This window comes from Falsirhodobacter xinxiangensis, assembly GCF_004959935.1.
In the GTDB taxonomy this organism is placed as follows: Bacteria; Pseudomonadota; Alphaproteobacteria; order Rhodobacterales; family Rhodobacteraceae; genus Falsirhodobacter; species Falsirhodobacter xinxiangensis.
In genome coordinates this window covers 17,905-42,854 of sequence record NZ_SMYN01000011.1, presented here as the reverse complement: position 1 = coordinate 42,854, position 24,950 = coordinate 17,905, and the positions used below count along the sequence as shown (strand labels likewise).

General features: G+C 66.6%; 22 protein-coding genes. 2 read left to right on the top strand and 20 right to left on the bottom strand.

Annotation, left to right across the window (positions count from 1 at the left end):
- Positions 1-20: 20 nt before the first annotated feature.
- Entirely contained in the window at positions 21-1,373 is a 1,353-nt protein-coding gene (locus E2K76_RS13550) for an aminotransferase (RefSeq protein WP_136684889.1), read from the top strand.
- On the opposite strand, the gene recN is transcribed toward E2K76_RS13550, so the two are convergent.
- From recN to murD, 13 genes are all read right to left on the bottom strand, one after another.
- A complete protein-coding gene (gene recN / locus E2K76_RS13545; RefSeq protein ID WP_136684888.1) occupies positions 1,370-3,004 on the bottom strand; it encodes a DNA repair protein RecN in 1,635 nt (544 codons plus the stop codon). The two genes, E2K76_RS13550 and recN, sit on opposite strands and share 4 nt — an antisense overlap.
- Complete coding sequence (locus E2K76_RS13540) at positions 3,005-3,844, bottom strand: outer membrane protein assembly factor BamD (protein ID WP_136684887.1); 840 nt, start codon at positions 3,842-3,844, stop codon at positions 3,005-3,007. It lies immediately after the preceding gene.
- A gap of 95 nt (positions 3,845-3,939) precedes the next feature.
- Positions 3,940-4,860, bottom strand: coding sequence for a UDP-3-O-acyl-N-acetylglucosamine deacetylase (lpxC, locus tag E2K76_RS13535; RefSeq protein ID WP_136684886.1), 921 nt, complete (start codon positions 4,858-4,860; stop codon positions 3,940-3,942).
- A 190-nt stretch (positions 4,861-5,050) separates the two neighbouring features.
- Positions 5,051-6,634, bottom strand: coding sequence for a cell division protein FtsZ (gene ftsZ, locus E2K76_RS13530; protein ID WP_136684885.1), 1,584 nt, complete (start codon positions 6,632-6,634; stop codon positions 5,051-5,053).
- A gap of 181 nt (positions 6,635-6,815) precedes the next feature.
- Positions 6,816-8,147 (bottom strand): cell division protein FtsA, encoded by a 1,332-nt coding sequence (ftsA, locus tag E2K76_RS13525; RefSeq protein WP_136684884.1) that lies wholly within the window; start codon positions 8,145-8,147, stop codon positions 6,816-6,818.
- Entirely contained in the window at positions 8,144-9,019 is an 876-nt protein-coding gene (locus E2K76_RS13520; RefSeq protein ID WP_136684883.1) for a cell division protein FtsQ/DivIB, read from the bottom strand. The genes ftsA and E2K76_RS13520 overlap by 4 nt, the downstream gene beginning before the upstream one ends.
- Positions 9,007-9,930, bottom strand: coding sequence for a D-alanine--D-alanine ligase (locus tag E2K76_RS13515; protein ID WP_136684882.1), 924 nt, complete (start codon positions 9,928-9,930; stop codon positions 9,007-9,009). The genes E2K76_RS13520 and E2K76_RS13515 overlap by 13 nt, the downstream gene beginning before the upstream one ends.
- A gap of 40 nt (positions 9,931-9,970) precedes the next feature.
- Entirely contained in the window at positions 9,971-10,891 is a 921-nt protein-coding gene (murB, locus tag E2K76_RS13510; RefSeq protein WP_136684881.1) for a UDP-N-acetylmuramate dehydrogenase, read from the bottom strand.
- Positions 10,888-11,112 carry a DUF2484 family protein gene (locus E2K76_RS13505; protein ID WP_136684880.1) on the bottom strand — a complete coding sequence of 75 codons (225 nt, stop codon included), beginning with the start codon at positions 11,110-11,112 and terminating at the stop codon, positions 10,888-10,890. The genes murB and E2K76_RS13505 overlap by 4 nt, the downstream gene beginning before the upstream one ends.
- Entirely contained in the window at positions 11,109-12,506 is a 1,398-nt protein-coding gene (gene murC, locus E2K76_RS13500) for a UDP-N-acetylmuramate--L-alanine ligase (protein WP_136684879.1), read from the bottom strand. Before murC ends, E2K76_RS13505 begins: the two co-directional genes overlap by 4 nt.
- Positions 12,503-13,573, bottom strand: coding sequence for a UDP-N-acetylglucosamine--N-acetylmuramyl-(pentapeptide) pyrophosphoryl-undecaprenol N-acetylglucosamine transferase (locus E2K76_RS13495; RefSeq protein ID WP_136684878.1), 1,071 nt, complete (start codon positions 13,571-13,573; stop codon positions 12,503-12,505). The genes murC and E2K76_RS13495 overlap by 4 nt, the downstream gene beginning before the upstream one ends.
- The gene (locus E2K76_RS13490) at positions 13,570-14,736 is read right to left on the bottom strand and encodes a peptidoglycan glycosyltransferase FtsW (protein ID WP_136684877.1); all 1,167 of its coding nucleotides are present in this window, start codon (positions 14,734-14,736) and stop codon (positions 13,570-13,572) included. Before E2K76_RS13490 ends, E2K76_RS13495 begins: the two co-directional genes overlap by 4 nt.
- Before the next feature lie 100 nt (positions 14,737-14,836).
- Positions 14,837-16,240, bottom strand: a complete 1,404-nt coding sequence (gene murD, locus E2K76_RS13485; protein WP_136684876.1) for a UDP-N-acetylmuramoyl-L-alanine--D-glutamate ligase — start codon at positions 16,238-16,240, stop codon at positions 14,837-14,839.
- A gap of 359 nt (positions 16,241-16,599) precedes the next feature.
- Between murD and E2K76_RS13480 the strand changes: the two genes are divergently transcribed.
- Positions 16,600-17,097: a hypothetical protein gene (locus tag E2K76_RS13480; protein WP_136684875.1), complete on the top strand. Its 498-nt coding sequence runs from the start codon at positions 16,600-16,602 to the stop codon at positions 17,095-17,097.
- A gap of 48 nt (positions 17,098-17,145) precedes the next feature.
- Here the strand turns inward: E2K76_RS13480 and mraY are convergent, their stop codons facing one another.
- The 7 genes from mraY to mraZ are packed head-to-tail and all read right to left on the bottom strand — an operon-like array spanning position 17,146 to position 24,736.
- Positions 17,146-18,228, bottom strand: coding sequence for a phospho-N-acetylmuramoyl-pentapeptide-transferase (mraY, locus tag E2K76_RS13475; RefSeq protein WP_136684874.1), 1,083 nt, complete (start codon positions 18,226-18,228; stop codon positions 17,146-17,148).
- Entirely contained in the window at positions 18,229-19,665 is a 1,437-nt protein-coding gene (locus tag E2K76_RS13470; protein ID WP_136684873.1) for a UDP-N-acetylmuramoyl-tripeptide--D-alanyl-D-alanine ligase, read from the bottom strand.
- The gene (locus E2K76_RS13465; RefSeq protein ID WP_136684872.1) at positions 19,662-21,122 is read right to left on the bottom strand and encodes a UDP-N-acetylmuramoyl-L-alanyl-D-glutamate--2,6-diaminopimelate ligase; all 1,461 of its coding nucleotides are present in this window, start codon (positions 21,120-21,122) and stop codon (positions 19,662-19,664) included. Before E2K76_RS13465 ends, E2K76_RS13470 begins: the two co-directional genes overlap by 4 nt.
- 10 nt (positions 21,123-21,132) lie before the next feature.
- On the bottom strand, positions 21,133-22,914 hold the full coding sequence (locus E2K76_RS13460; RefSeq protein ID WP_136684871.1) for a peptidoglycan D,D-transpeptidase FtsI family protein: 1,782 nt from the start codon (positions 22,912-22,914) through the stop codon (positions 21,133-21,135).
- Complete coding sequence (ftsL, locus tag E2K76_RS13455; RefSeq protein WP_136684870.1) at positions 22,911-23,255, bottom strand: cell division protein FtsL; 345 nt, start codon at positions 23,253-23,255, stop codon at positions 22,911-22,913. Before ftsL ends, E2K76_RS13460 begins: the two co-directional genes overlap by 4 nt.
- A complete protein-coding gene (rsmH, locus tag E2K76_RS13450) occupies positions 23,256-24,227 on the bottom strand; it encodes a 16S rRNA (cytosine(1402)-N(4))-methyltransferase RsmH (RefSeq protein ID WP_136684869.1) in 972 nt (323 codons plus the stop codon).
- Between the two features lie 2 nt (positions 24,228-24,229).
- A complete protein-coding gene (gene mraZ, locus E2K76_RS13445) occupies positions 24,230-24,736 on the bottom strand; it encodes a division/cell wall cluster transcriptional repressor MraZ (RefSeq protein ID WP_136684957.1) in 507 nt (168 codons plus the stop codon).
- Positions 24,737-24,950 lie beyond the last annotated feature (214 nt).

Sequence of the window (24,950 nt, the reverse complement as noted above, 5' to 3'; positions counted from 1 at the left end):
GAAACAGCAGAGGATATGCCATGAATTCCTGGGAATCGCGGGCTGACGAATATTCGTTCTATGGCTTCACCGACCTGCCCTCGGTCGCACAACGGGGCGCCGTGGTTCTGACGCATGGCGAGGGGCCGTATATCTTCGACACCCACGGGCGGCAGTATCTGGATGGCAATTCCGGCCTTTGGAACATGGTCGCGGGCTTCGATCACCCCGGTCTGACCGAGGCGGCCAAGGCGCAATACGACCGCTTTCCCGGCTATCACGCCTTTTTCGGGCGCATGTCCGACCAGACCGTGATGCTGTCGGAAAAGCTGATCGAGGTTTCGCCTTTCGAACGCGGCAAAGTCTTCTACACCAATTCGGGGTCCGAGGCGAACGACACGCTGGTCAAGATGCTGTGGTTCCTTGCGGGTTCCGAAGGCCAGCCGCAGCGCCGCAAGATCATCACGCGGTGGAACAGCTATCACGGCGTCACGGCCGTCTCGGCGTCCATGACGGGCAAGCCCTACAACTCCGTCTTCGGCCTGCCGCTGCCCGGGTTCATCCAAGTCGGCAGCCCGCATTACTGGCGCATGGGCCACGAGGGCGAGAGCGAGGAACAGTTCGTCCAGCGCCTTGCCCGCGAGTTGGAGGCGACCATCATCAAGGAGGGCCCGGACACCATCGCCGGGTTCTTCGCCGAACCCGTCATCGGTGCGGGCGGCGTGATCCCGGCCCCCAAAGGGTATTTTCAGGCCGTTCAGGCGGTGCTGCAACGCTATGGCATCCCACTGGTCGCGGACGAGGTCATCACCGGTTTTGGCCGCACCGGCAACCTCTGGGGCTGCCAGACCTATGAATTCGTGCCGGATGCGATCATCTCGTCCAAGGCGCTGACGGCGGGCTATTTCCCGATGGGGGCGGTGATCCTTGGCCCTGACCTGACCGACCGTCTGCAAGCCGCCGCCGAAGCGATCGAGGAGTTTCCGCACGGCTTCACCGCCTCGGGCCATCCGGTCGGCTGCGCCATCGCGCTGAAGGCGATCGATCTGGTGGTGAACGAAGGGCTGCTGGAAAACGTCCGCCGCCTGACCCCGAAATTCGAGGCGGGGCTGGAATACCTGTCGCAGAACCCGAACATCGGCGAATGGCGCGGCAAGGGCCTGATGGGGGCGTTGGAGGCTGTGCAGGACAAGGCGACGAAGACCCCCTTCCCCGGCAATCTCTCGGTGTCCGAACGCATCGCCAATACCTGCACCGATCACGGGCTGATCTGCCGCCCGCTGGGGCAAAGCATCGTCCTCTGCCCGCCCTTCATCTGCACCGAGGCGCATCTGGACGAGATGTTCGGCAAGCTTGAAGAGGCGCTGAAGAAGGTCTTCGCCGAAGTCGCCTAACCCGCCAGCAGGTCGCGCGCAGCCTCGCGCGCGGCCTCGGTGATCGTATCGCCGGCCAGCATCCGGCCGACTTCCTCGACCCGTTGATCGGGGTTCAGCGGCACGACGGTCGATGTGGTCATCCCGTCCTTCACCTGTTTTTGCACGCGCCAGTGATGTGCGCCCAAGGCCGCGACCTGCGGCGAGTGCGTCACGACCAGCACCTGACCGCCCTCGGCCAGCGCGCGCAGACGCCGCCCGACGGCATTGGCGGTGGACCCGCCAACGCCGCGGTCGATCTCGTCGAAGATCATCGTCGCTTCGGGATTGTCGCCGGTCAGGCAGACCTTCAGCGCCAGCAAAAACCGCGACAACTCCCCGCCCGAGGCGATCTTGTTCAGCGGCCCCGCAGGCGCGCCGGGGTTGGTCGCAACGGTGAAGGCCACGGCATCGCGCCCCTCCGGCCCCGGATCGGCGGGTTCCATCACGGTGCTGAACACCGCCCGCTCCATCTTCAGCGGCGCAAGTTCCGCCGCCATCGCCGCATCCAGCCGCCCAGCCGCGTCGGCCCGCTGCGCCGTCAGCGCCTTGGCGGCGGCGTCATAACCGGCCTCCGCCTCGGTCACTGCGCGGTGCAGATCGGCCACGTTCTTTGCGCCGCCATCCAGCGCCGCCAGCCGGGCGCGAAGGTCTTCGGCAAAGCCGCCCAATTCGTCGGGCAGCACGCCATGCTTGCGGGCCAAGGCGCGGATCGCGAACAGCCGCTCCTCCAGCGCCTCAAGCTCTGCCGGGTTGAAGTCCAGCGCGCTCAGGCACTCCTCGACCCCGGCCTGCGCGTCGGACAGTTCCGCCATCGCCCGGCCCAAAGCCGCCAGCGCGCCTTCCAGCCGCCCCTCGGCTTTCTCGGACGCGCCCTCCAGCCAGCGGTTCGCGTCGATCAGCATGCCCTCGGCCCCTTCGGACAGGGCCTGATGCGCGCGGACGATGTCGGCGCGGATACGCTCCGCCCCCTGCATCGCGCGGCGGCGGGTATCGAGCGTGGCTTCCTCGCCGGGTTGCGGGTCCAGCTTGTCCATCTCCGCGACGGCGTGGCGCAGAAATTCCTCCTCGGCCCGGATCGCGGCCAGCGCGGCCTCCGCCTCGGCCAGCGCGCGGCGCGCGGAGGACACGCCCGACCACGCGCGACGCACCGGGCCAAGATCGGCACCCGCGAAGCTGTCCAGCATCTGCCGATGCCCGCGCGGGTTCAGAAGGCCGCGGTCGTCATGCTGGCCATGCAGTTCCACCAACAGATCCGACAGCGATCGCAGCACCTCGCCCGAGACGCGGCGGTCGTTCACCCAAGCGGTCTTGCGCCCGTCGGCATGGTTCACGCGGCGCAGGATCAGATCATCCTCGGCCTCGATCCCCGCATCTTCCAGCACGGCGCGGGCGGCGGGCGTCAGATCGAAAACCGCCGTCACCTCGCCCTTTTCCGCCCCGGCCCGGACCAGTTCCGCCCGTCCCCGCCAGCCCAGCACGAAGCCGAGCGAATCCAGCAGGATCGACTTCCCCGCCCCGGTTTCCCCGGTCAGGACGTTCAAACCGGGCTGGAACGACAGCGACAGCCGGTCGATGATAAGCATGTCGCGGATGTCGAGCGTGCGAAGCACTTACAGCCACTCACCCCGGATCATCTGGCGATAGACCTGACCCAGCCAGCCCGTCTCCTGCGCCTCGGGTGCCAGCCCCTTGCCTTTGAGCAGGCGGAAGCTGTCGTCATAGAAGGGCGAGGACTGGTAGTTGTATCCAAGGATCGCCGCCGCAGTCTGCGCTTCGGCATTCAGGCCCAGCGCAAGATAGCTTTCGACCAGCCGGTGCAGCGCCTCGGGCGTGTGGGACGTGGTCTGGAACTGTTCGACCACCACGCGGAAACGGTTCGCCGCCGCCGCGTAATTGCCGCGTTTCAGATAGAAACGTCCGATCTCCATTTCCTTGGCGGCCAGATGGTCGAAGGCGAGGTCGAATTCAAGCATCGCGGGGCGGGCATATTCGCTGTCCGGATATTGCTCGATCACCGTGCGCAGCGATTGCAGCGCCTGGAAGGTCAGGCCCTGGTCGCGGCCAACCTCGTCGATCTGGTCGTAATAGGACAGCGCCAGAAGATACTGCGCATAGGCCGCATCCTTGTCGCCGGGATAGAAGTCGAGGAAACGCTGCGCCGCACCGCGCGCGCTCTCATATTCCCGCGCCTTGTGATAGGAAAACGCCTGCATGATCAGCGACCGCTTGGCGTATTCCGTATAGGGATAAAGCCGCTCGACCTCCGAGAAGTAGCGAATCGCGGCGTCGGGCTTGTTGTCGGTTTCCAGCGAATACTCGCCCTTGCGGTAGATCTGTTCGGCGGTCATGCCTTCCAGATTCTCGACCTCGCTCTCTCTGGCACCGCAACCTGCGAGCAGCGCCGCCAGCAGAGCAGCACAGAGAATCCGCCCCGACTTACCGCCTGTCATATTCCGCCTACCTTCGTGCTTTGCCCTGCGCACGGGGTCCGCGCGCGGGGTGTTCGGGCTGTCGTAGCACAGAAAAATCCGAGGCGCAAAACGCCTTATGCGACCGCAGGAAGGTCGGCGCGAACCACGCCGACACCGGGCAGCTTCAGCCCTTGCGACAGGCCGCATTCCACCATCCGCCAAGCATCGCGGCGGGCGAACAGTGCGCGCAGCAGGCGGTTGGTCATCGCATGGCCAGCGCGGATGCCGGTATAGCGCCCGAGGATCGGCCCTCCCGCCAGCGAAAGGTCGCCGAGCGCATCCAGCATCTTGTGGCGCACAGGCTCGTCCCGGTGGCGCAGACCGCCGGGGGTCAGCACACGGTCGCCATCGAAGACCACCGCGTTTTCCACCGTGCCGCCCAGCGCCAGACCGTTCGCGCGCATCGCATCGACGTCGGACTGGCGGCAGAAGGTGCGGCTGTCGCTCAGCTCGCGCACGAAGGCGCCGTTGGACATGTTCAGGCGCTTTTCCTGACGCCCGATGGCCCCTTCGGCGAAATCGATTCGAAAATCGATTTCCAGCATCTCGGACGGCTCCAGACGGGCGATCGCCTCGCCGTCCTGAACCTCGATCGTTTCCAGCACGCGGATCGCACGAACCGGGGCGGCCTGTTCGCGCTGCCCCACGGCGATGAAACGCGCAACGAACGGCGCGGCCGAGCCGTCGAGGATCGGAACCTCTGGCCCGTCGATCTCGACCAGTGCGTTGTGGATGCCGCAGCCGGCCAGCGCCGCCATGATATGTTCGACGGTCGACACCGTGACGCCCGACGGGTTGGCCAGCAGCGTGCAAAGCTTCGACGGCACCACGGCATCCCAGCGGGCGGGGATCATCACATCGCCCGATGTCAGATCGGTGCGACGGAACCAAATGCCGTAATCGGCCGAGGCGGGACGCACGATCATACGCACGGGCTGCCCGGAATGGAGACCCAGTCCGGTAAAGCTGACAGCGGATTTCAGAGTGCTCTGCACGGGTATCGACCTTGATCTTATTTCCTGCGTCCCGATGGGAAGGGCGCAAGGATTAATTAGGAAAGGGCGGAGAGCATCTCAATTCACTCTTTATGTCGCCATGTGACAGAGGTGACACAAACCCGCAACCCATTGCAGACACGTAAAAAGCCCGGCACGAAGCCGGGCTTTCGCAAATGTGGATTTTCGCTCAGTTCGCCTGACGACGCAGGAAGGCCGGGATCTCGATCCGCTCTTGATCCGGGTTCTGGTCCTGTTCGTCGTCATAGGACGACGCCTGCGGTTGCGGCTGCTGCTGCGACCGCATCGGCTGCGGGCGTTCCGGCGCGGGTTCGGCGTGACCTGCCATCCGGTTGATCAGCGAGCCGATGCCGAAGCGCGGCTTTTCCGCCTGCGGCTGCTGGCGCTGCTGCACCGGAGCCTGTGCGGGCGACGGGCGCGGCGGGGCTTTGCTGACGGCGGCGGCCAGACGGGCCATCGCCTCGGGCGACGGGGTGCCAGCCTGACGCGGACGCGGTGCGACGAAGGCTCCGGCATCCTGGTTCATCGGCGCGGTCGGGCGTGCCTGCATCGCGGGGCGCGGCGCGGGGGCGGCCGGTTGCGGTGCGGCCTGCGGACGATAGGCGGGCGGCGGGATGTCCGACGCTTCCTCCTCGAACACCTCGCGCTGCGGCTCGAAGCTGGGCTGCGGTGCCGGCTGCGGACGCGGTGCGGGCGCGGCGGCAACCGGTGCCTGACGCTCGGGGGCCGGGGTCGGCAGGGGCGCAGCCATCGGGCGGCGCTGGACCGGGGCTTCCGCTGCGGATTTCGACGCGTCGATGCCGGTCGCGACGACCGACACGCGGATGCGCCCTTCCATCGTAGTGTCCAGCGTCGAGCCGACGATGATGTTCGCGTCCGGATCGACCTTGTCGCGGATGATGTTTGCAGCCTCGTCCAGTTCGAACAGGGTCAGATCGTAGCCGCCGGTGATGTTGATCAGAACGCCCTTGGCGCCGTTCAGGCTGATCTCGTCCAGCAGCGGGTTGGCAATGGCTTTCTCGGCGGCATGGACGGCGCGATCCTCGCCCTCGGCCTCGCCCGTGCCCATCATGGCCTTGCCCATCTCATCCATCACCGCGCGGACGTCGGCGAAGTCGAGGTTGATGAGGCCCGGACGCACCATCAGGTCGGTCACGCCCTTGACGCCCTGATACAGAACGTCGTCGGCCATCGAGAACGCCTCGGTGAAGGTCGTGCGTTCGTTGGCCAGACGGAACAGGTTCTGGTTCGGAATGATGATCAGCGTGTCCACGACCTTCTGGAGGGCTTCGATCCCGTCCTCGGCCTGTTTCATGCGCTTGTTGCCCTCGAACTGGAAGGGCTTGGTCACGACGCCGACGGTCAGAACGCCCAGCTCGCGCGCGGCTTGTGCGATGATCGGGGCCGCGCCGGTGCCGGTGCCGCCGCCCATGCCGGCGGTGATGAAGCACATATGCGCGCCGGCAAGGTGATCCACGATCTCCTCGATCGTCTCCTCGGCAGCTGCGGCACCCACGGACGGACGCGCGCCAGCACCCAGACCTTCGGTGACCTTCAGGCCCATCTGAATCTTGGCGACGGCGTTGCTTTGCTGAAGCGCCTGCGCGTCGGTGTTCGCGACGACGAACTCCACACCCTCAAGCTGCTGCTCGATCATGTTGTTGACGGCGTTGCCGCCGGCACCGCCGACACCGAAGACCGTGATCCGGGGCTTCAATTCCTCACGGTTCGCATTCATCAGATTTAGGGCCATCAGCTATCCGCCTGTGTTCGTGTATGCGGCACCGTTCAAGGGCACCTTTTTCCCGCGTTGATTTCCGATTTTAGACGCAAGCGCGCCACAGGTCACGCGCAAAAGCGAAATCGCCCACAAAATATGGTTGGATCGCCGCCATTTTCGGCGGCATTTCGCTTGGACTTACCGGATATGGTTGTCACCAGTTGTCTTTGAACCAGCGGAAGGCTTTCTTGAGCGACCGCGCGGGATAGCGTTCGGCGGGAATCTCGAAATCCCACCATTCGTCCTGCGGATGTGCGGCGAAAAGACACAAGCCGACGGCAGAGGAAAATGCCGGACCCGTCGTCTGTTTCGGCAACCCCTGCACCCGCAACGGACGGCCCAGACGCACGCGCTGGCCAAGGATGCGCGCGGCCAACCCATCGAGGCCGGGGATCTGGCTCGCCCCGCCCGTCAGCACGATCTGGCGGCTGGGCAGGTGATCGAATCCCGCCGCATCCAGACGGGCGCGGGCCTCCTCCAGAATCTCCTCCACGCGCGGGCGCATGATGCCGATCAGCTCGGCCCGGCTGACGGTGCGGGTGTCCTTGTCCCAGTCACCGGAATCGCCGCCGATCTGGATCATCTCGCGGTCGTCCATGCCGGTCGCGTGAACGCCGCCAAACTTGGTCTTGATCTTTTCCGCCGTCGCCAGCGGCACCTGCAGACCCTTGGAGATGTCGGAGGTGACGTGATCGCCGCCCATCCGGACCGTGTCGGCATAGATCATGTGTTTCTTGATGAAGATCGACAGGCCCGTCGATCCGCCGCCCATGTCGATGCAGGCGGCGCCCAACTCCTGCTCGTCCTCCACCAGCGAGGAAACGCCCGAGACGTAGGATGACGACGCGATCCCAGCCAGTTCCAGATCGCAGCGCTTGATGCAGTAAAGCAGGTTCTGGATGGTCGAAGCATCGACCGACAGCATGTGCATGTCGCAGGCCAGGCGGTTGCCGATCTGTCCGCGCGGATCGCCCAGACCCGAACGGTGGTCCAGCGCGAAGTTCACCGGCTGGGCGTGCATCACCTCGCGCCCGAACCCGATGTCGGGCACGTCGCAGGCCGACAGCACCCGCGCCACGTCCTGTTCGGTCACGACCGAATCCTGAAGCTCCCACGATCCGGCAAGGCCATAGCTGCGCGGCTCCCCACCCGAGAAGGTGGCGATGACGTGATCGACGCGCACGTTCGCTTCCTTCTGCGCGGCCTGCACCGCGGTGCGGATCGCGCGTTCGGTCTCGTTCATCACGCTGATCTCGCCAAAGCGGACCCCGCGCGACCGGGTCAGCGCCGCGCCGATGATGCGGAACTGGCTTTGGCCGGCCATTGAGCCGATGCCCTCGTCCTCCAACCGCTCCGGCCCGTCGAACCGCAGCACGAGGCAGGCGATCTTGGACGTGCCCACGTCCAGAACCGCGACGACACCGCGCTGGATCGCCGCGCGGCGCATGTTCCGCATCGCCCGCTGCGACTGATAGAGGTCGGTCATAATGCGCTCCCGCTCAATTTCATCCCGCGTGCACGGCGAAGTTCGGCCTGCGCATATGGCGCAAGTCGCAGCACGGGTCGGTCCTTCAATCTCAGGTCGATGGCGATCACGTCGCGGGCCAGCAGATCCTGCGCCTGATCCAGCGCGATGATCCGCTCCAGCGCGGCGACGGGGTTCTCCACCGGCAAAAGGATGCGCTGGTTGCGGTCCAGCACGATGTCCCACCGCCGCTCGCCCATCCGGATCAGGCCGCGCACGCGGGGCATAATCGGCTCGGCCGCGGCGATGATGGCCAGCGCCTCGGGGGCGGCGACGTTCGCGCCCTTGCCCGCCACCAGCGGCAGATCGTTCCGGTCGGCGCGGTCATGCACCAGCGTCACGCGGTGGCCGGTCGCATCCAGCAGTTCGACATTCGCCGCCGACCGCCAGACCAGCGCAGGCACCCGTTCGGTCACGACGGCCTGAAGCACCCCGCCCGGCTGCACGCGCACATCGACGCGGGCAACGGCGTCCAGCGTCTCGATCTTCTGGCGCACGGCTTCCAGATCTATCGCGAACGAACTTTGCGGCAGCGGCAGCGCCAGATAGCGCTCGATCGTCTCGGTCAGTTGCGGCGACGCGCCTTTCACGGCCAACGTTCCGACCATGAATTCCGGGCGCTGTTCCAGCTTTTCCCGCATCGCGGCAAAGCCACCGGTCAGCGCATTCCGCCGATCCTCGGAAGACAGGTAAAGCCCGACCGCCATGGTCATCAGGAAAACCGGAAGGCCCACGCGGATCAGCTTGCGATAGATCGGCGTCAGCAGCAGCCGCTGCAACCGGTATTGCGCCCGCGTCGGCGCGGGATCGCGGCGCGGCCCTACCTGTCGCATGAGGCGTCCCTCACGATCCAGTCGCACAGGTCCGGAAACGAAATGCCGCACTGCGCGGCCTGTTCGGGCGAAAGCGAGGTCGGCGTCATGCCCGGCTGGGTGTTCACCTCCAGCAGCACGACCCCGTCCAGCCCCCGCGCCTCGTCCCAGCGGAAGTCGCTGCGGCTGACACCACGGCAGCCCAGCGCGGCATGGGCGCGGATGGCATAGTCCATCAAGGTCTGCGTGATGGCTTCCGGCAGGTCGGCGGGCACGACATGGCGCGATCCGCCGGGGCGGTATTTCGCGTCATAGTCATACCAGCCCTCGGTCACGATATCGGTCACGCACAGGGCACGGTCGCCCATGACCGTCACGGTCAGCTCCCGCCCCGGCGCATAGGTTTCGACCATCACGCTCGCCGGCATCTGCGCCGACAGCTTCGGCGGCGCATTCGCGGCCTCGTGGACGATATAGACGCCGACCGAGGAGCCTTCGTTGTTCGGCTTGACCACATAGGGCGGCGGCAGGACATGCCCCGCCTCCACCGCGTCACGATCCGCGATCACGCTCTGCGCGACCGGCAGGCCCGCGACGGCGAAAACGTCCTTGGCCCGCGCCTTGTCCATCGCCAGCGCCGAGGCCAACACCCCGGAATGCGTATAGGGAATCCGCAGCCATTCGAGGATGCCCTGCACGCAGCCATCCTCGCCCCAGCGGCCATGCAGGGCATTGAAACAGCCATCGGGGGCAATTTCGGCCAGACGCAATGCCAGATCGGGGCCGGCATCGACCTCGACCACATCGTATCCTGCGATCCGCAGGGCTGCCGCGCATTCGCGCCCACTGGACAGCGACACCTCGCGCTCTGCCGAGGGGCCGCCCATCAGAACTGCAACCTTGCGGAACGTCCTGCCAGACAATCCCGCCATCTACTGCCTCAAAGCGCCCGGTTTTCCGGGTCACATCTTGTTATTTGTCAGCAGGTTCGCCGACCCGCATGATTTCCCATTCTAGCCTGATCCCCGCCGTCTCGAAAACCCTCTTTCTGACGGCCTCGCCCAGATTTTCCAGGTCGGCGGCGGTTGCGCCCCCGGCATTGATCATAAAATTCGAATGTTTCTCGCTCATCTGCGCGCCGCCAATGGTCGCACCGCGCATTCCGGCGTCGTCGATGACCTTCCACGCCTTCATCTCGTGCGTGTCGTCGTCGCGGCCGGTGGACGAATGCCCGACCGGATTGCGGAAGGTCGATCCGGCGCTGCGGTCCTTGACCGGCTGCGTCGCGTCGCGCTTGGCCAGCTGCCCCTCCATCTGCAGGGCGAGGTCCTGCGGAACGCCGCCCTCGGCGCGGAACACCGCTTCGGTGATGATGGCGCCTTCGGGCAGGTCGGACTGGCGATAGGCAAGGTTCAGATCCGCCGCAGAAATCACCCGCGCGCCATCTCGGGTGACGATCCGCACCTCGACCAGATGGTCCGCGACATAGCTGCCATAGCAGCCCGCATTCATCCGAACCGCACCGCCGATGCTGCCGGGAATCGTCCGCAGGAAGGTCAGATTGCGCCCCGCCTCGGCCGCCCGTCGCGCCACATGCGCGTCCAGCGCCGCCGCCCCGGCGATCACACGATCCCCTTCGATGCGGATGCCATTGAAGCCGCGCCCCAGACGGATCACCACGGCCCGAATCCCCCCATCGCGCACGATCAGGTTCGACCCGACGCCCATCGGGAACACCGGCACCGCAGGGTCCAGCGCGGCAAGGAACTGCACCAGATCCTCCTCGTCCGCGGGCTGGAAGAACCAATCGGCAGGCCCGCCCACGCGCAGCCATGTCAGATCGGCCAGCGCCCGCCCTTCGGTCAGGGTGCCGCGCACCGCAGGCATCGTCATGGCATCACCCCGCGCCCACGCCGCAGCACCGTTCGCAGCGGCAGAACGCCGACCGCCAGCGCCAGAAGACCCCAATACGGCCCGTGATGCAGGGTGATCAGCCCGAGGATCGGAATGCCCGCCCCCGCCAGCGCCCAGCCCGCCACCGCATGACCGCGCCGCCGCAGCACCAGCAGCGCCGCCGCCAGCCAGCCAAGGCCAAGGATCAGCCCGACGCTCATCCCAGCCGTCCCGGCAGCGCATTCGCCCAGGCCGAGATCGTGCCCGCCCCGAGGCAGACCACCATGTCGCCCGGACGCGCCTGTTCGCGCACCAACCGCTCCAGATCCTCCTCGGACAAGATCGCGCGGGCGTGGCGGTGGCCGTGGGCGATCAGCCCTGCCACCAGATCGTCGCGCCCCGCGCCGGGGATCGGCTCCTCGCCCGCCGCATAGATGTCAGAAATCGCGACGACGTCCGCCTCGTTGAAGCAGGTGCAGAAATCCTCGAACAGGCTGGCAAGGCGGGTGAAGCGGTGCGGCTGGTGAACGGCGATGACGCGGCCCTTGGTCGCCTGACGCGCGGCCTTCAGGACGGCCGCGATTTCAACCGGATGGTGGCCGTAGTCGTCGATGATGGTGACGCCGCCCAAGACCTCGCCCACCTTGGTAAAGCGGCGGTTCACGCCGCCGAACGCCGCCAGCGCCTCGCGGATCTGGGCGCGTTTCATGCCAAGGTGCCGCGCCACGGCCACCGCGGCCAGCGCGTTCGACACGTTGTGATCGCCCGGCATCGGCAGGGTGCAGCCCTCGATCACGGTGCCCTCTTGTTGCAAGGCCACATCGAAATGCGCGATGCCGTTCTCGTATCGCAGGTTCACCGCCCGCACGTCCGCCTGCGCGTTGAAGCCGAAGGTCGCGATGCGGCGGTCGGTCACGCGGCCCACCAGCGCCTGAACCTCGGCATGGTCGGTGCAGCAGACGGCCAGCCCATAGAACGGGATGTTGGTGACGAAATCCTGGAACCCCTTGCGCAGCGCGTCGAAGCTGCCCCAGTGCTCCATATGCTCGGGATCGATGTTGGTCACGATGGCGATGGTCGCGGGCAGACGGTTGAAAGAACCGTCGCTTTCGTCCGCTTCGACCACCATCCACTCCCCTGCCCCGGCCCGCGCGTTCGAGCCGTAAGCGTGGATCACCCCGCCATTGATGACCGTGGGATCGAAACCGCCCTTGTCCAGCAGCGTCGCAACCATCGTGGTCGTGGTCGTCTTGCCATGCGTTCCGGCCACCGCGATGTTCGACCGCAGGCGCATCAACTCGGCCAGCATCTCGGCTCGCCGCACCACGGGAAGCTGGCGGCGGCGCGCCTCCTCCAGCTCCGGATTGCCCTTCTTGATCGCGCTGGAGATCACCACCACCGCCGCATCGCCGATATTCTCGGCCCGCTGCCCTTCGAAGAAACTCGCCCCAAGTCCAACCAGCCGTTCGGTGATCTTCGATGCCTTGGCGTCCGATCCCTGCACGCTGTAACCCAAGGTCATCAGCACCTCGGCGATGCCGGACATGCCGATCCCCCCGATGCCGACGAAATGGATCGGGCCGAGTTCGCCCGGCAGTTTGGTTGCGGCGTTCATGTCTTCCTCAATTCTTCGACCACGGCGACCAGACGGTCGGTGGCGTCGGGCCGGCCAAGGGCCAGCGCGTTGCGAGCCATCTGCGTGGCGGCATCAGGCTGCGTCAGGATGGCGGTCATCTGGCCCACAAGCGCCGGAACGTCAAGCTGGGCCTCGGGGATCAGAACCGCCGCATTGCCCGCGACCAGCCCGCGCGCATTGGCGGTCTGGTGATCGCCCGCGGCGGCGGCAAAGGGGATCAGGATGGACGGACGCCCGATGATCGAGATGTCGGCCACCGAAGACGCGCCCGACCGCGAGATCACAAGCTGCGCCTCCGCCAGCCGCGCAGGCACGTCGGCAAAGAAGGGCTGCACCTCGGCCACGATGCCGGCATTGGCATAGGCTTCGGTCACGCGCGCGCCGTCCTCGGCCCGTGCCTGATGCGCCACGCGGACGTTCCGGCGCAGGTCGCCCGGCAGCGCCGCGATGGCAGCGGGCACCACATCCGACAGGATGCGCGCCCCTTGGCTGCCGCCGATCACCAGCACGTTCATCGGATGATCCCCCGGCGGGATATAGGGCGCCCCCGCGCGTTCCAGCACCGACGCGCGCACCGGGTTGCCGGTATGCAGCGCGCCGTCGAGCGGCACGCCACAGGCAACGACATCGACGCGAGGGGCGAAGATCCTGTTCACCTTGCCCAGCACGCCGTTCTGTTCATGGATCGCGCGCGGCAATCGCAGGATCGTCGCCGCCGCCAGCGCCGGGATCGAGGGGTATCCTCCGAAGCCCACCACCACCGCTGGCCGGTCACGCCGCATCGCAGCCATGGCCGACAGAACGCCCCCCCCGATCCGAAGCGGCACCAGCGCCTTCGCGGCCAACCCGCCACGGGCAAAGGTGGCCGAAGCCACCTCCTCGATCTTCACCGCATCCGGGAAGCCACCCGCGTATCGCGCACCCCGCGCGTCGGTCGAAAGCTTCACCCGCCAGCCGCGCGCCACCATCGCCTCGGCCAAGGCCTGCGCGGGGAACATGTGGCCCCCGGTTCCCCCGGCGGCGATCAGCAGCAGCGGTGCCATCAGCGGCCCCGCTTGAACAGGATGTCCCCGATCTGGCCCTGCGGCCGCGTGCGGGTCAGCGCCAGCAGCATCCCGACCGTGATGCCCGCCGCGATCACCGACGATCCGCCATAGCTGACGAAGGGCAGCGTCATCCCCTTGGCGGGCAGCAGACGCACGGCGACGCCCATGTTGATCATCGCCTGAACGCCGAAGATGCAGGCCAGACCCGTTCCCGCAAGCCGGATGAACGGATCACGTTCCCGCATCAGACGGAACAGGCTGCGCACCACGACCACGCCGTAAAGCGCGATGATGCACAGCACGAGGATCAGGCCGTATTCTTCCGCCGCCACCGCGATGATGAAGTCGGTATGCGCGTCGGGCAGCGACCATTTCACCTGCCCCTCGCCCACGCCGACACCGAAGAACCCACCCTCCATGATGGCGTTGGTGGCGTATCCAAGCTGGGTGCGCGGGTCGAGGTCGGGGTTCAGGAACCCGTCGATCCGCCGCGCAAAGTGTTCGGACGATTCGTAGAACAGCGTTCCCGCAAAGACGACCGCGCCCATGAACCCGCCGATCAGCACCATCGGCGCCCCGGCGACGAAATAGACCACGCTCCACCCGAACAGGATCAGCGCGGCCTGACCGAAGTCGGGCTGCATCGACAGGAAGGCCACGATCACCATGGTCACGGCAAACGAGATGCGCTTGCCCGGCGGGCCGTTCAGCTCCTGGCTCGCCGCCATCAGCCAGCCGGTCAGGATGACGAAACCGGGCTTCAGGAATTCCGACGGCTGGAACGACGCGAAACCAAGCGAGAACCAGCGCACCGCGCCCTTGCCGAAGTCGGTGCCCGCGAAGGGCAACACCGCCAGCGCGGCAAAGGCCGCCAGAAAGCCCAGCACGCCCAGACGCCGCACCCCGTTGGGCGTCAGCATCGAACAGCCGACCATCGCCAGCATCGCCATGACGCCGAAGAACGCCTGCCGCTGGACGTAATAGAACGGGTCCAGCCCGTTGCGCGTCGCCAGCGGAACCGAGGCTGCAAGCCCCAGCAGAAGGCCGATCCCGAACAGCACGAGGATCGAGGTCATCGACCACTTGTCGATCGTGCGCCACCAGCGGGGAAGAACCGGATCGGACGCGCGAACGGGAATCGCGCCATGGACCATTTCAGTCATGGGAATGTGCCTGTCTGCTGCTCATGCCCGGTTATCCGGGTCTGCCGCAAAGCCTAGCGCAAGGCCCCTTGTCTGACCAGTGCAAATGCTTGTTTCGGCATCACCCCGCCAGAATCGCGGCGACCTTGGCGGCGAAATCCTCGCCCCGTTTTTCGAAGTTCGGATACTGGTCGAAACTGGCCGCGGCGGGGGCCAGAAGCACGACCTCTCCGGCTTCGGCTTCCTCGGCGGCGCGGGCCACGGCGCGGTCCATCGTCTCGCAGATCTCATGCGGGGTGGTGCCGACCTGAAGCGCGAAATCGCGGGCGGAATGGCCGATGAAATAGGCCTTCGCCACCGATCCCAGATGCGGAGCCAGCGCGGCGATGCCGCCATCCTTGCCCAGCCCCCCTGCGATCCAGCGGATGCGCGGGAACGCCTGAAGCGCCTTGGCCGCGCTGTCCACATTCGTCGCCTTGGAATCGTTCACGAAGCGCACCCCGCCTCGTTCGCCCACCAGCTGGCTGCGATGCGGAAGCCCGGCGAAGGAGGACAGCGCCCCCTCGATCTGCTTCGGCGACAGGCCCAGCGTGCGGCAGGCGGCATAGGCGGCGCAGGCGTTCTGGTGGTTATGCGCCCCCGGCAGGCCCGAAATCGCGCGCAGGTCGATCGACGCCACCTGTTTCCCGCGCCGCCATTCCGACAGGAACCCCTTGCGCGCGAATACCGCCCAGCCGAACCCCTCCAGCTTCTGCCCCGACGAGATGCGGATAACCCGGTCATCCGCCGCGCCCATGCCAAGCTGGTTGGCCAGATAGCGCCCCTCGGCCTCGTCCACGCCGATCACGGCACGGTCGGGGCCGCCTTCGGTGAACAGCCGCCGCTTGGCCGCGAAATAGCCGCCCATGCCGCCGTGACGATCCAGATGATCGGGCGACAGGTTGGTGAACACCGCAACATCCGGCGTCAGCGCCCGCGCAAGGTCGGTCTGATAGCTGGACAGCTCCAGCACCACCACCTCGCCATCCTGCGCAGGGTCGATGTCCAGAACGCCGCGGCCGATGTTCCCGGCCATCTGGGTGGGGCGGCCAGAGTCTTCGATGATGTGATGGATCAGCGCGGTCGTCGTGGACTTCCCGTTCGATCCAGTCACGCAGATCACGCGCGGCATCTGGTCGAACGCATCCCAATCCTTTGTGGCAAAGGACCGGAAGAACAGGCCGATGTCGTTGTCCACCGGAACGCCCAGTTCCATCGCGCGGGCAATCACCGGATTGGGGCTGGGATAGAGATGCGGGATGCCGGGGCTGACGACCAGCAGCGCCACATCGTCGAAAGCATTCTGGCGCGTCAGATCATGCGGCGCGAAACCCGCCGCCTCGGCCTTCTCGCGCGCTTCGGGGCTGTCGTCCCAAACCAGCGGCTCGGCCCCGCCTGCCCGCAGCGCCGCCGCGGTGGCCAGCCCCGAACGGCCCAGACCCAGCACCGCGACGCGGCGCCCTTCATACCCCTGCACCGGAATCATCGGCTGTCCCCTGCTTTGTTCGCGCGGAAGATGCGACGGCCTCCCGTTCGGCGCAAGGCGAACACGCGTGAGTCACCCCCGCGTGCGCCCGCGCGATCCGCCGCGATGACGCTGCACAAAATTTCATCCCTTCGACAAAGAACGTTCTACCCATTGTTGCATTATTCGCGCCTTGCATGTGCGCCGCACGATCCCTCGCGCATCGCGAGAGCGATATTGCTGCAGATGCGTGATTGTCTTTGGCCCTCGGTTAATCCCGCACTAACCATTGTGTCGTCCCCGCTATCGCGCCTGCATTATCGGTTGGGACGCCATCGCGTCGCGACCGGGGATTGTTTTTTTAGTAGGAGGTACCACCCATGTCCATGATGAAGGCCATCGTCGCCGCCGGCGCATTTGCGCTTGCCCCCTTTGCCGCTTCGGCAATCACCCTGGAGCCCGACAGCTACGGCGTCGAAACCTTCACGCTGGGTGCCAATCAAACCAAGACCCTCGACTTCACGCCGACGGCTCCGCTTTCGGTCGAATTCGTGATCGCCGCCACCGGTAAGACCACCGGCGATCTGGGCACCGTCAAATTCGGCACGTCCTACTCGGTCGAAAAGGACCTGTGGACCTGGACGACGCCGAGACTGGCCTATGGCGCTGGCGAGATCGACTTCGCTTCGGTCGAAGACATGTTCTCGTTCTTCGTCACCACCGGCGAAACGAAACAGCCGATCGGCTTCACCGTCAGCTGGACCACCGAGTCGCCCGCTCCGGTTCCGCTGCCGGCTGCCGGCCTGCTGCTGGGCGCTGCCCTGCTGGGCATGGGCGGCGTTGCCGCGAAACGCCGCCGCAAGGCTGCCGAAGCCTGATAGCTTCCGACCCAAACGAAAACCCCCGGCAGTGCCGGGGGTTTTTGTTTATCTGACCTTCAGCGTCGCCAGACCGATCAGCGCGAGGATCAAAGAGATGATCCAGAAGCGGATCACGATCTGCGGCTCGGCCCAGCCCTTCTTCTCGAAATGGTGGTGGATCGGGGCCATCAGGAAGACCCGCTTGCCGGTGCGCTTGAAATACAGCACCTGAATGATCACCGACAGCGCCTCGACCACGAACAGCCCGCCGACGATGGCCAGCACGATCTCGTGCTTGGTGCAGACGGCGATGGCACCCAGTGCGCCGCCCAGCGCGAGCGAGCCGGTGTCACCCATGAACACCGCCGCCGGCGGCGCGTTATACCACAGGAACCCGAGGCCCCCCCCCACCAGCGCGGCGACGAGGATCAGAAGCTCCCCCGTGCCCGGCACGTAATGGATGCCAAGATAGTTGGTGAAGTCCACCCGCCCCACGGCATAGGCGATGGCGCCCAGCGTCGCGGCGGCGATCATCACCGGCATGATCGCCAGCCCGTCCAGCCCGTCCGTCAGGTTCACGGCATTCGCCGCGCCCACGATCGTCAACATCCCGAAGGGCAGGAAGAACCAGCCAAGGTTGATCAGCGCGTCCTTGAAGAAGGGCAGCGCCAGCTGATGCGTCAGCGCCTCCGGGTGCATGGCCGATGCCGCCCCGGTCGCGACCAGCGCCGTCACCAGCCCCAGCCCCATCCGCACCCGGCCCGATACGCCCGCCGTGCTTTGCTTCGTGACCTTGGCGTAATCGTCGGCAAATCCGATCAGCCCGAAGGCCAGGGTGACCAGCAGCACGATCCAGACATAGGGGTTCGACAACTGCGCCCACATCAGGGTCGAGAACAGCATCGAGGTCAGGATCAGCAGCCCCCCCATCGTGGGTGTGCCAGCCTTGGCGAAATGGGTCTGCGGCCCGTCCGTGCGGATCGGCTGGCCCTTCTTCTGCTTCAGCCGAAGGAAGTTGATCAGCGGCCGTCCGAAGATGAACCCGAAGATCAGCGCGGTGAAGAACGCCGCCCCCGCCCGGACCGTGATATAGCGGAGCAGGTTGAACGCGTCGCCGCCGTCCGAAAAATGCGAGAGCAACTGAAACATTCACACCGTCCCCTGATTGAAGCCGCCCGCTTTACCAAGTTTGCGCAGCGCGTCAACCACGAGGCTGACCTTGATTCCCTTGGACCCCTTGACCAGCACGATGTCGCCGGCATCGGCCAGCGCGCGGGCGCGGTCCGCGAGTTCTTTGGCCGTCTCCACCCATTCGCCGCGCTGGCGGCGCGGCAGCGCCTCGTGCAGCGCGCGCATCCGGGGGCCGACGCAATGGATCAGGTCGAAGGCCGCGATGGTGGGGTGGCTGGCGATGGCGACGTGAAGCGCCTGTTCCTGCGGCCCAAGCTCCAGCATGTCGCCCAGAACGGCGATGCGGCGACCCGCGCCGACGCGGCCCATCCCGTCCACCGGCTTCATGCAGGCGACCAGATCGAGGCTGGCCGCCACGGATGCAGGGTTGGCGTTGAACGCATCGTCGATCAGGTCGAAGGACACATCCTCGATCGGGTCCAGCATGATCTTTTCCCGTGTGCCGCGCCCCGCGGGCGGGGTCCAGCGACCCAGATCGGCGGCGGAGATCGCCGGGTCCAGTTCCAGCGCCTCGGCCACGGCCAGCGCGCCAAGGGCGTTCATCGCGAAATGGCGGCCCGGCGTCAGCACCTTGTAGAGCAGCCGTTTGCCGGACCGCAGGGCGCGGACCACGGTGGCGTCGGGGGTCGGCTGAATATCCTCGATCCGGTAATCGGCGTTCGGGGCGGTGCCGAAGGTCAGCACATGCCGCGCGCCCGCCTTGGCCAGAAGGATCGGCGTCACGTCCAGGTCGGCGGGCAGAACCGCCACGCCGCCGGGGCGAAGCCCGTCGAGGATGCTGGCCTTCTCATGCGCGATGCCTTCGACATTCTCGAACGCCTCCAGATGGGCGGGGGCGACGGTGGTGATCATCGCGACGTCTGGCGCGGCCAGCTTGGCCAGCGGCGCGATCTCTCCGGGGTGGTTCATACCGATCTCGATCACAGCGAAATCGGTGTCCTCGGGCATCCGCGCCAGGGTCAGCGGCACGCCCCAGTGGTTGTTGTAGCTTGCCTCGGCGGCATGGACGCGACCCTGCCCGCCCAGCAAGGCGCGCAGCATCTCTTTGGTGGATGTCTTGCCGACCGATCCGGTGATCGCGACCACCTTGGCCCGCGTGCGCGCACGGGCGGCGGCGCCCAGTGCCTCCAGCGCGGCCAGCACGTCCGGCACCAGCAGCAGCGCACCTTCGGGCACGCCGGCAACCGGGCGCGAAACCAGCGCCGCCGCCGCGCCCTTTTCCAGCGCCTGCCGGACGAAGTCATGCCCGTCGCGTTCGGCCTTCAGCGCGACGAACAGATCGCCGGGTCGCAGGGTGCGGGTGTCGATCGACACGCCCGTCGCATCCCACGCCCCCGTCACGCCGCCCGTCGCGGCGGCAGCCTCGGCCGAGGTCCAAAGAGGCGTATCCGTCATCGTATCATCCCATCCAGAGCCGCCACCGCGACCGAGGCCTGTTCCACATCATCGAAGGGAAAGACATCGCCCTTGATGACCTGCCCGCTTTCATGCCCCTTGCCCGCGATCAACAGCGCATCGCCCGCCTGAAGCGCATCGACCCCGCGCAGGATCGCCTCGGCCCGGTCACCCACCTCGTTCGCGTCGGGGCAGGATGCCATGATCGCCGCGCGGATGCTGGCCGGATCTTCGGACCGGGGATTGTCGTCGGTCACATACAGCACGTCCGCATTCGCCGCCGCCGCGGCCCCCATCAACGGACGTTTGCTCGTATCCCGATCACCGCCAGCGCCAAAGACGATGACGATGCGCCCCATCACATGCGGGCGCAGCGCCCGCAGCGCCGTCGCGATGGCATCCGGCGTATGGGCGTAATCGACATAGACCGCAGCCCCGTTCCGCCGCGTCGCCGCAAGCTGCATCCGCCCGCGCACGCCTGACAGGTCCGGCAGCACGTCGAACACGTCGCGGGCACTCGCGCCGCAGCCGATGGCCAGTCCCGCCGCCAACGCGACGTTTTCCGCCTGAAAGCCACCGATCAGGTTCAATCGCACCTGATGCGCGACGCCCTTCCATTCCAGTCGCAGGTCCTGCCCGGTCGCGTCGAACCGCTGGCCGACGATGCGCAGATCGCCGGCCCGCCCGACGCCCATCGTCGCGATGCCGCGTCCCGCCGTCAGCCGGGCGATGTCGGCCCCGCGCGGATCGTTCGTGTTGACGACCGCCACGCCATCCTCGGGCAGAAGCCGCGTGAACAGCCCCGCCTTGGCGTCGAAATAGGCGTCGAAGGTCCGATGGTAGTCCAGATGGTCCTGCGTGAAGTTGGTGAACCCCGCCGCCTTCAGATGCACACCGTCCAGCCGCCGCTGGTCAAGGCCGTGGCTGGAAGCCTCCATCGCGGCATGGGTCACGCCCGCCTCGGCCGCAGCCGCCAGCAGGCGGTGCAGCGTGATCGGCTCCGGCGTCGTATGGGGGGATGGCGCGGTCCATGCCCCCTCGACCCCCGTCGTGCCGATATTGATCGCGGCATGGCCCAGAAGCTGCCAGATCTGGCGCAGGAATGTCGAAACCGAGGTCTTGCCGTTGGTGCCTGTCACCGCCGCCATCACGCGCGGCTGGGCGCCGAACCACAGCGCCGCCGCCCCGGCCAGCGCGGCACGGGGATCTTCGGAGACGACCAGGGGCACCTCCTTGGGCACATGCACGGCCCCCGCCGCATCGGTCAGGATCGCGCCCGCCCCCATCCGCAAGGCATATGGAATGAATTCCGAGCCATGGACGCTTGCCCCCGGCAGCGCGGCGAACAGGTATCCGTCCTTCACCTGCCGGCTGTCCACGGCCAGCCCGGTGACCTGCGCCTCGCGCCCGCCGCGGGCTGTCAGCCCAAGCGCCGCGAGTGTCCTTGTCCGTTCCATGCGGCCTCCATCAGTTCCTGACGGCCAGCAGATGATCCGGTTCCGGTTCGGGCGCAATGGGGCGCAGGCCCAGAAGCGGGGCGGTTCGGCGGATGATCTCCGCCGAGACGGGAACCGCCGTCCAGCCCGCCGTGCGGCGCGGGGTGGGCAGCGTCGTCTCCACCGGCTCGTCCAGCGTGACGATCAGCACATATTGCGGGTCCGACGCGGGGAAGACCGAGGCGAAGGTGTTCACCACCTTGTCGGGGTAATAGCCGCCCTGCGGGTTCGGCTTGTCGGCGGTGCCGGTCTTGCCCGCAACCTCGTATCCCGGAACCTCGGCCAGCGACGCGGTGCCCTTGGTCACGACCGACCGCAGCATGTCCACCGAATTGCGGGCGGTTTCCTCGGACATGACGCGTGGGCCGTTCACCGGCACGTCGCGACGCAGCAGCGTGGGTTCGACCTTCACCCCGCCATTGGCGATGGTGGCATAGGCGGCGGCAAGGTGCATCGGGCTGGCCGACATGCCGTGACCATAGGACGTGGTGATCGTCACGATTTCCGGCCATTTGGTCGGCACCAGCGGGCGCGCGCCCGGCGCTTCGACCAGTTCCACCGGCGTCGGGTCGAACAGGCCAAGCGAGCGCAGGAACGCCTGCTGCCGCAGCGCCCCGATTTGAAGCGCGATCCGCGCCGTGCCGACGTTTGACGAATGCTCGATCACCTCGGCCACGGTCTGCATGCCGTAGTTCTTGTTCTGGAATTCCTTGATGCGGAAGCGGCCCCAGACCAGCGGCGTCTTGCCATCGATGATCGTGTCGGGCGTCACCAGACCCAGATCCATCGCCGCCGCGACGGTGAAGATCTTGAAGGTCGAGCCAAGCTCGTAAACCCCCTGCACCGCGCGGTTGAACAATGGGCTGTCACCCGGATCGCCGGTCAGAAGCGGCTGCGGGCGGTCGTTCGGGTCGAAATCCGGCAAGGACGCCATCGACAGCACTTCGCCCGTCTTGACGTCCATCAGGACCGCGGCGGCCCCCTTGGCGTTCATCATCTGCATGCCCGTGGCCAGAACCTCGGTCACGGTGGATTGCAGCGTCATGTCGATGGACAGGGCCAGCGGCTCAGGGTGGCCGGGATCGCGCAGGCGGTCGTCCTGCGCCTTTTCGATGCCCGCCATGCCGATCACCTCGGCCGAATGGACGCCCTCGGCCCCGAAGGTGGACCCGCCAAGGATATGCGCCGCCAGATGGCCGTTGGGATAGAGCCGCATCTCGCGCGGGCCGAACAGCAGGCCCGGATCGCCGATGTCATGCACCGCCTGCATCTGCTCCGGTGACAGCTTGCGCCTGATCCACATGAAGCTGCGCCCGTCGGTGAAACGGCGTTCCAGCGTTTCGGCATCCAGTTCAGGGAACAGCTTTTCCAGCTCCACCGCGACGCGGGCCGGGTCGATCATGTCCTTGGGATGGGCATAAAGCGCATAGGTCCGCAGGTTGGTCGCAAGAATGCGCCCGTTGCGGTCTACGATGTCCGCCCGGTTTGCCGAAATCTCGGTCCCCGCCAGCGCCGAACGCGGCTCCATCGGCTGGCCGGACGCCAGCGTGCCCATCCGCGCGCCGATCACGGTGAAGGCGGTGAAGAACGCCAGCCCAAGGCACAGCAGACGCGTTTCTGCCCGCGCGCGGGATTTGTCACGCATCGCCTCGTGCCGCAGGCGCAGGTTCTCGCGCTCGATGCTGTCCGGGTTCTCGCCCCGGCGGCGGGCTTCGAGGATGCGGGCAAGGGGGCGAAGCGGCGTGCGGATCATGGAATCAGCTCATCCTGAGCGGCGTTGGGGTCGATCATCATGCCGAACAACGGGTCCGGCGGATAAGTCACTTGCTCGGGCGTGCCGAATTGTTCGGGTGTCATCGCCAAAAGGCCAAGACGGTCGAAGTTCACGTTCACCAGTTCCCGCAGCCGGTCCGGACGGTTCAGATAGGCCCATTCCGCCCGCTGGATCGCCAGCGATTCCCGCAGACCGCCGATCTGGCGGTTCAGGGCCGACACATCCTTCAAAAGCTGCTGCGTCGCGTAATTCTCGCGATATGCCCAGAAGGCCAGTGCCATGACGGCAAGGAAGCTTGCGACGTAAAGGACCGGGCGCATCTACTTCCTCCGCACGGGAAGCTGCGGGACCGCCATCGCCGCCGCATCGACGGAACCGGCGGGCGCATTGGTGCGGATCGCGACGCGCAGCTTGGCGGAACGGGCGCGCGGGTTCGCCTCCAGCTCGTCATCGTCGGGGCCGATGGCGCGTTTGGTCGCCAGCGTGAACTGCGGCGGCTCGCGTTCGGCCACGGCGGGAGCATAGCGGTTGGCCTGCGCCTCCTGCCCTGCCCGGTTCTGGAAGAACCGCTTCACGATCCGATCCTCCAGCGAATGGAAGGTGACGACCGCCAGCTTGCCGCCGGGCTGCAACGCGCGTTCCGCCGCCGACAGCCCTTCGATCAGCTGGTCGAACTCGGCATTCACCGCGATGCGGAGCGCCTGAAAGCTGCGGGTGGCGGGATGGCTCTGCCCCGGCTTCGGGCGCGGCAGGCATTTCGCCACGATCTCGGCCAGTTGCAGCGTGGTCGTGATCGGTGTCGTGCGCGCGCGGACGATGGCCCCGGCAATGCGGCGCGAGGCGCGTTCTTCGCCGTAGTGGTAAAGGATGTTGGCCAGCTGCTCCTCGGGTGCGGTATTGACCAGATCGGCGGCCGAGGGGCCGTCCTGGCTCATCCGCATGTCCAGCGGGCCGTCCTTCATGAAGGAAAAGCCGCGTTCGGCCAGATCCAGCTGCATGGACGACACACCAAGGTCCAGCACCACGCCGTCCAGCGGCACGTCGGCATGTTGGTCCAGTTCGGAAAACGTTCCCTGCACCAGATCGACGCGACCGCCCCATTCCTGTTTGGCCGCCATCTCCAGCGCCAGCGGGTCGCGGTCGATGCCGATCACGCGGTCAGCGCCAGCCTCCAGGAGCCCGCGGGTATAGCCGCCCGCACCAAAGGTGCCGTCCAGCCAAACGCCGCGCACGGGGGCGACAGCCTCCAGCAGCGGGCGCAGCAGGACGGGGATATGCGGGGCATCGCTCATGGTCACACCTGCGGCGGCAGAAGGGTCAGCATGTCGATGCCGCCCTCCAGCAACGCGGCCTCCTCGGCCTCCTTCTCGGCCAGATCAGCCTCGAAAGCGTCGCGCTTCCAGATCTGGAAGGTGTTCAGCGTTCCGGCAAAGATCGACTCCACCGCGCCGATGTCGCCCTGCGCCAATCCCAGCTTTTCCCGGACCTTGGGCGGCAGCACGATGCGGCCATCCTCATCCACCTCGATGGTGGTCGAAAGGGTGATGTAGTTCCGCTCCAGCAGGCGGCGCTGCGGCGTGCCAGCGGGAAGCTGGAGGATGCGGGCCTCAAGCGCCGTCATCTCCTCGACCGTATAGCATTCGACGAATTGGCGGCGCGGGTCGCCATAGACCATCACGATGCGGGGGCGCTGCGATCCGGGATCTCCGGCTTCCAGCACGCGGCGGAAAGTCACGGGGATAAGCACCCGCGCCTTCGCATCAACCCTCTGGTTGAACTCGCCTCTGAACGCCTCTGCCACCGTTCCGTTTCCCGACTGCCCGCCGCCCAAGGGGTATCCCTGAACGGAAAACGGCGGATCGAGCGGCTGCCACTGCTCGATCCGCCGGTCTGTCCCATCGCTGGGTGCGTCCTGCTGCGCAAAGCCATCTGGGGGATGTCTGCTCGCCTGCGCGCCGGATCTCTTGTGTGGACGAAAGCGGTTGCCTGTATGAAACCTAAAGGTTTTTTGCCGT

Coding starts and splice junctions, on each gene's coding strand:
- E2K76_RS13550 (WP_136684889.1), top strand. CDS start 21: ATGAATTCCTGGGAATCGCGGGCTGACGAATATTCGTTCTATGGCTTC.
- E2K76_RS13540 (WP_136684887.1), bottom strand. CDS start 3,844: ATGACAGGCGGTAAGTCGGGGCGGATTCTCTGTGCTGCTCTGCTGGCG.
- ftsZ (WP_136684885.1), bottom strand. CDS start 6,634: ATGGCCCTAAATCTGATGAATGCGAACCGTGAGGAATTGAAGCCCCGG.
- ftsA (WP_136684884.1), bottom strand. CDS start 8,147: ATGACCGACCTCTATCAGTCGCAGCGGGCGATGCGGAACATGCGCCGC.
- E2K76_RS13520 (WP_136684883.1), bottom strand. CDS start 9,019: ATGCGACAGGTAGGGCCGCGCCGCGATCCCGCGCCGACGCGGGCGCAA.
- E2K76_RS13515 (WP_136684882.1), bottom strand. CDS start 9,930: ATGGCGGGATTGTCTGGCAGGACGTTCCGCAAGGTTGCAGTTCTGATG.
- murB (WP_136684881.1), bottom strand. CDS start 10,891: ATGACGATGCCTGCGGTGCGCGGCACCCTGACCGAAGGGCGGGCGCTG.
- E2K76_RS13505 (WP_136684880.1), bottom strand. CDS start 11,112: ATGAGCGTCGGGCTGATCCTTGGCCTTGGCTGGCTGGCGGCGGCGCTG.
- murC (WP_136684879.1), bottom strand. CDS start 12,506: ATGAACGCCGCAACCAAACTGCCGGGCGAACTCGGCCCGATCCATTTC.
- E2K76_RS13490 (WP_136684877.1), bottom strand. CDS start 14,736: ATGACTGAAATGGTCCATGGCGCGATTCCCGTTCGCGCGTCCGATCCG.
- murD (WP_136684876.1), bottom strand. CDS start 16,240: ATGATTCCGGTGCAGGGGTATGAAGGGCGCCGCGTCGCGGTGCTGGGT.
- E2K76_RS13480 (WP_136684875.1), top strand. CDS start 16,600: ATGTCCATGATGAAGGCCATCGTCGCCGCCGGCGCATTTGCGCTTGCC.
- mraY (WP_136684874.1), bottom strand. CDS start 18,228: ATGTTTCAGTTGCTCTCGCATTTTTCGGACGGCGGCGACGCGTTCAAC.
- E2K76_RS13470 (WP_136684873.1), bottom strand. CDS start 19,665: ATGACGGATACGCCTCTTTGGACCTCGGCCGAGGCTGCCGCCGCGACG.
- E2K76_RS13465 (WP_136684872.1), bottom strand. CDS start 21,122: ATGGAACGGACAAGGACACTCGCGGCGCTTGGGCTGACAGCCCGCGGC.
- E2K76_RS13460 (WP_136684871.1), bottom strand. CDS start 22,914: ATGATCCGCACGCCGCTTCGCCCCCTTGCCCGCATCCTCGAAGCCCGC.
- ftsL (WP_136684870.1), bottom strand. CDS start 23,255: ATGCGCCCGGTCCTTTACGTCGCAAGCTTCCTTGCCGTCATGGCACTG.
- rsmH (WP_136684869.1), bottom strand. CDS start 24,227: ATGAGCGATGCCCCGCATATCCCCGTCCTGCTGCGCCCGCTGCTGGAG.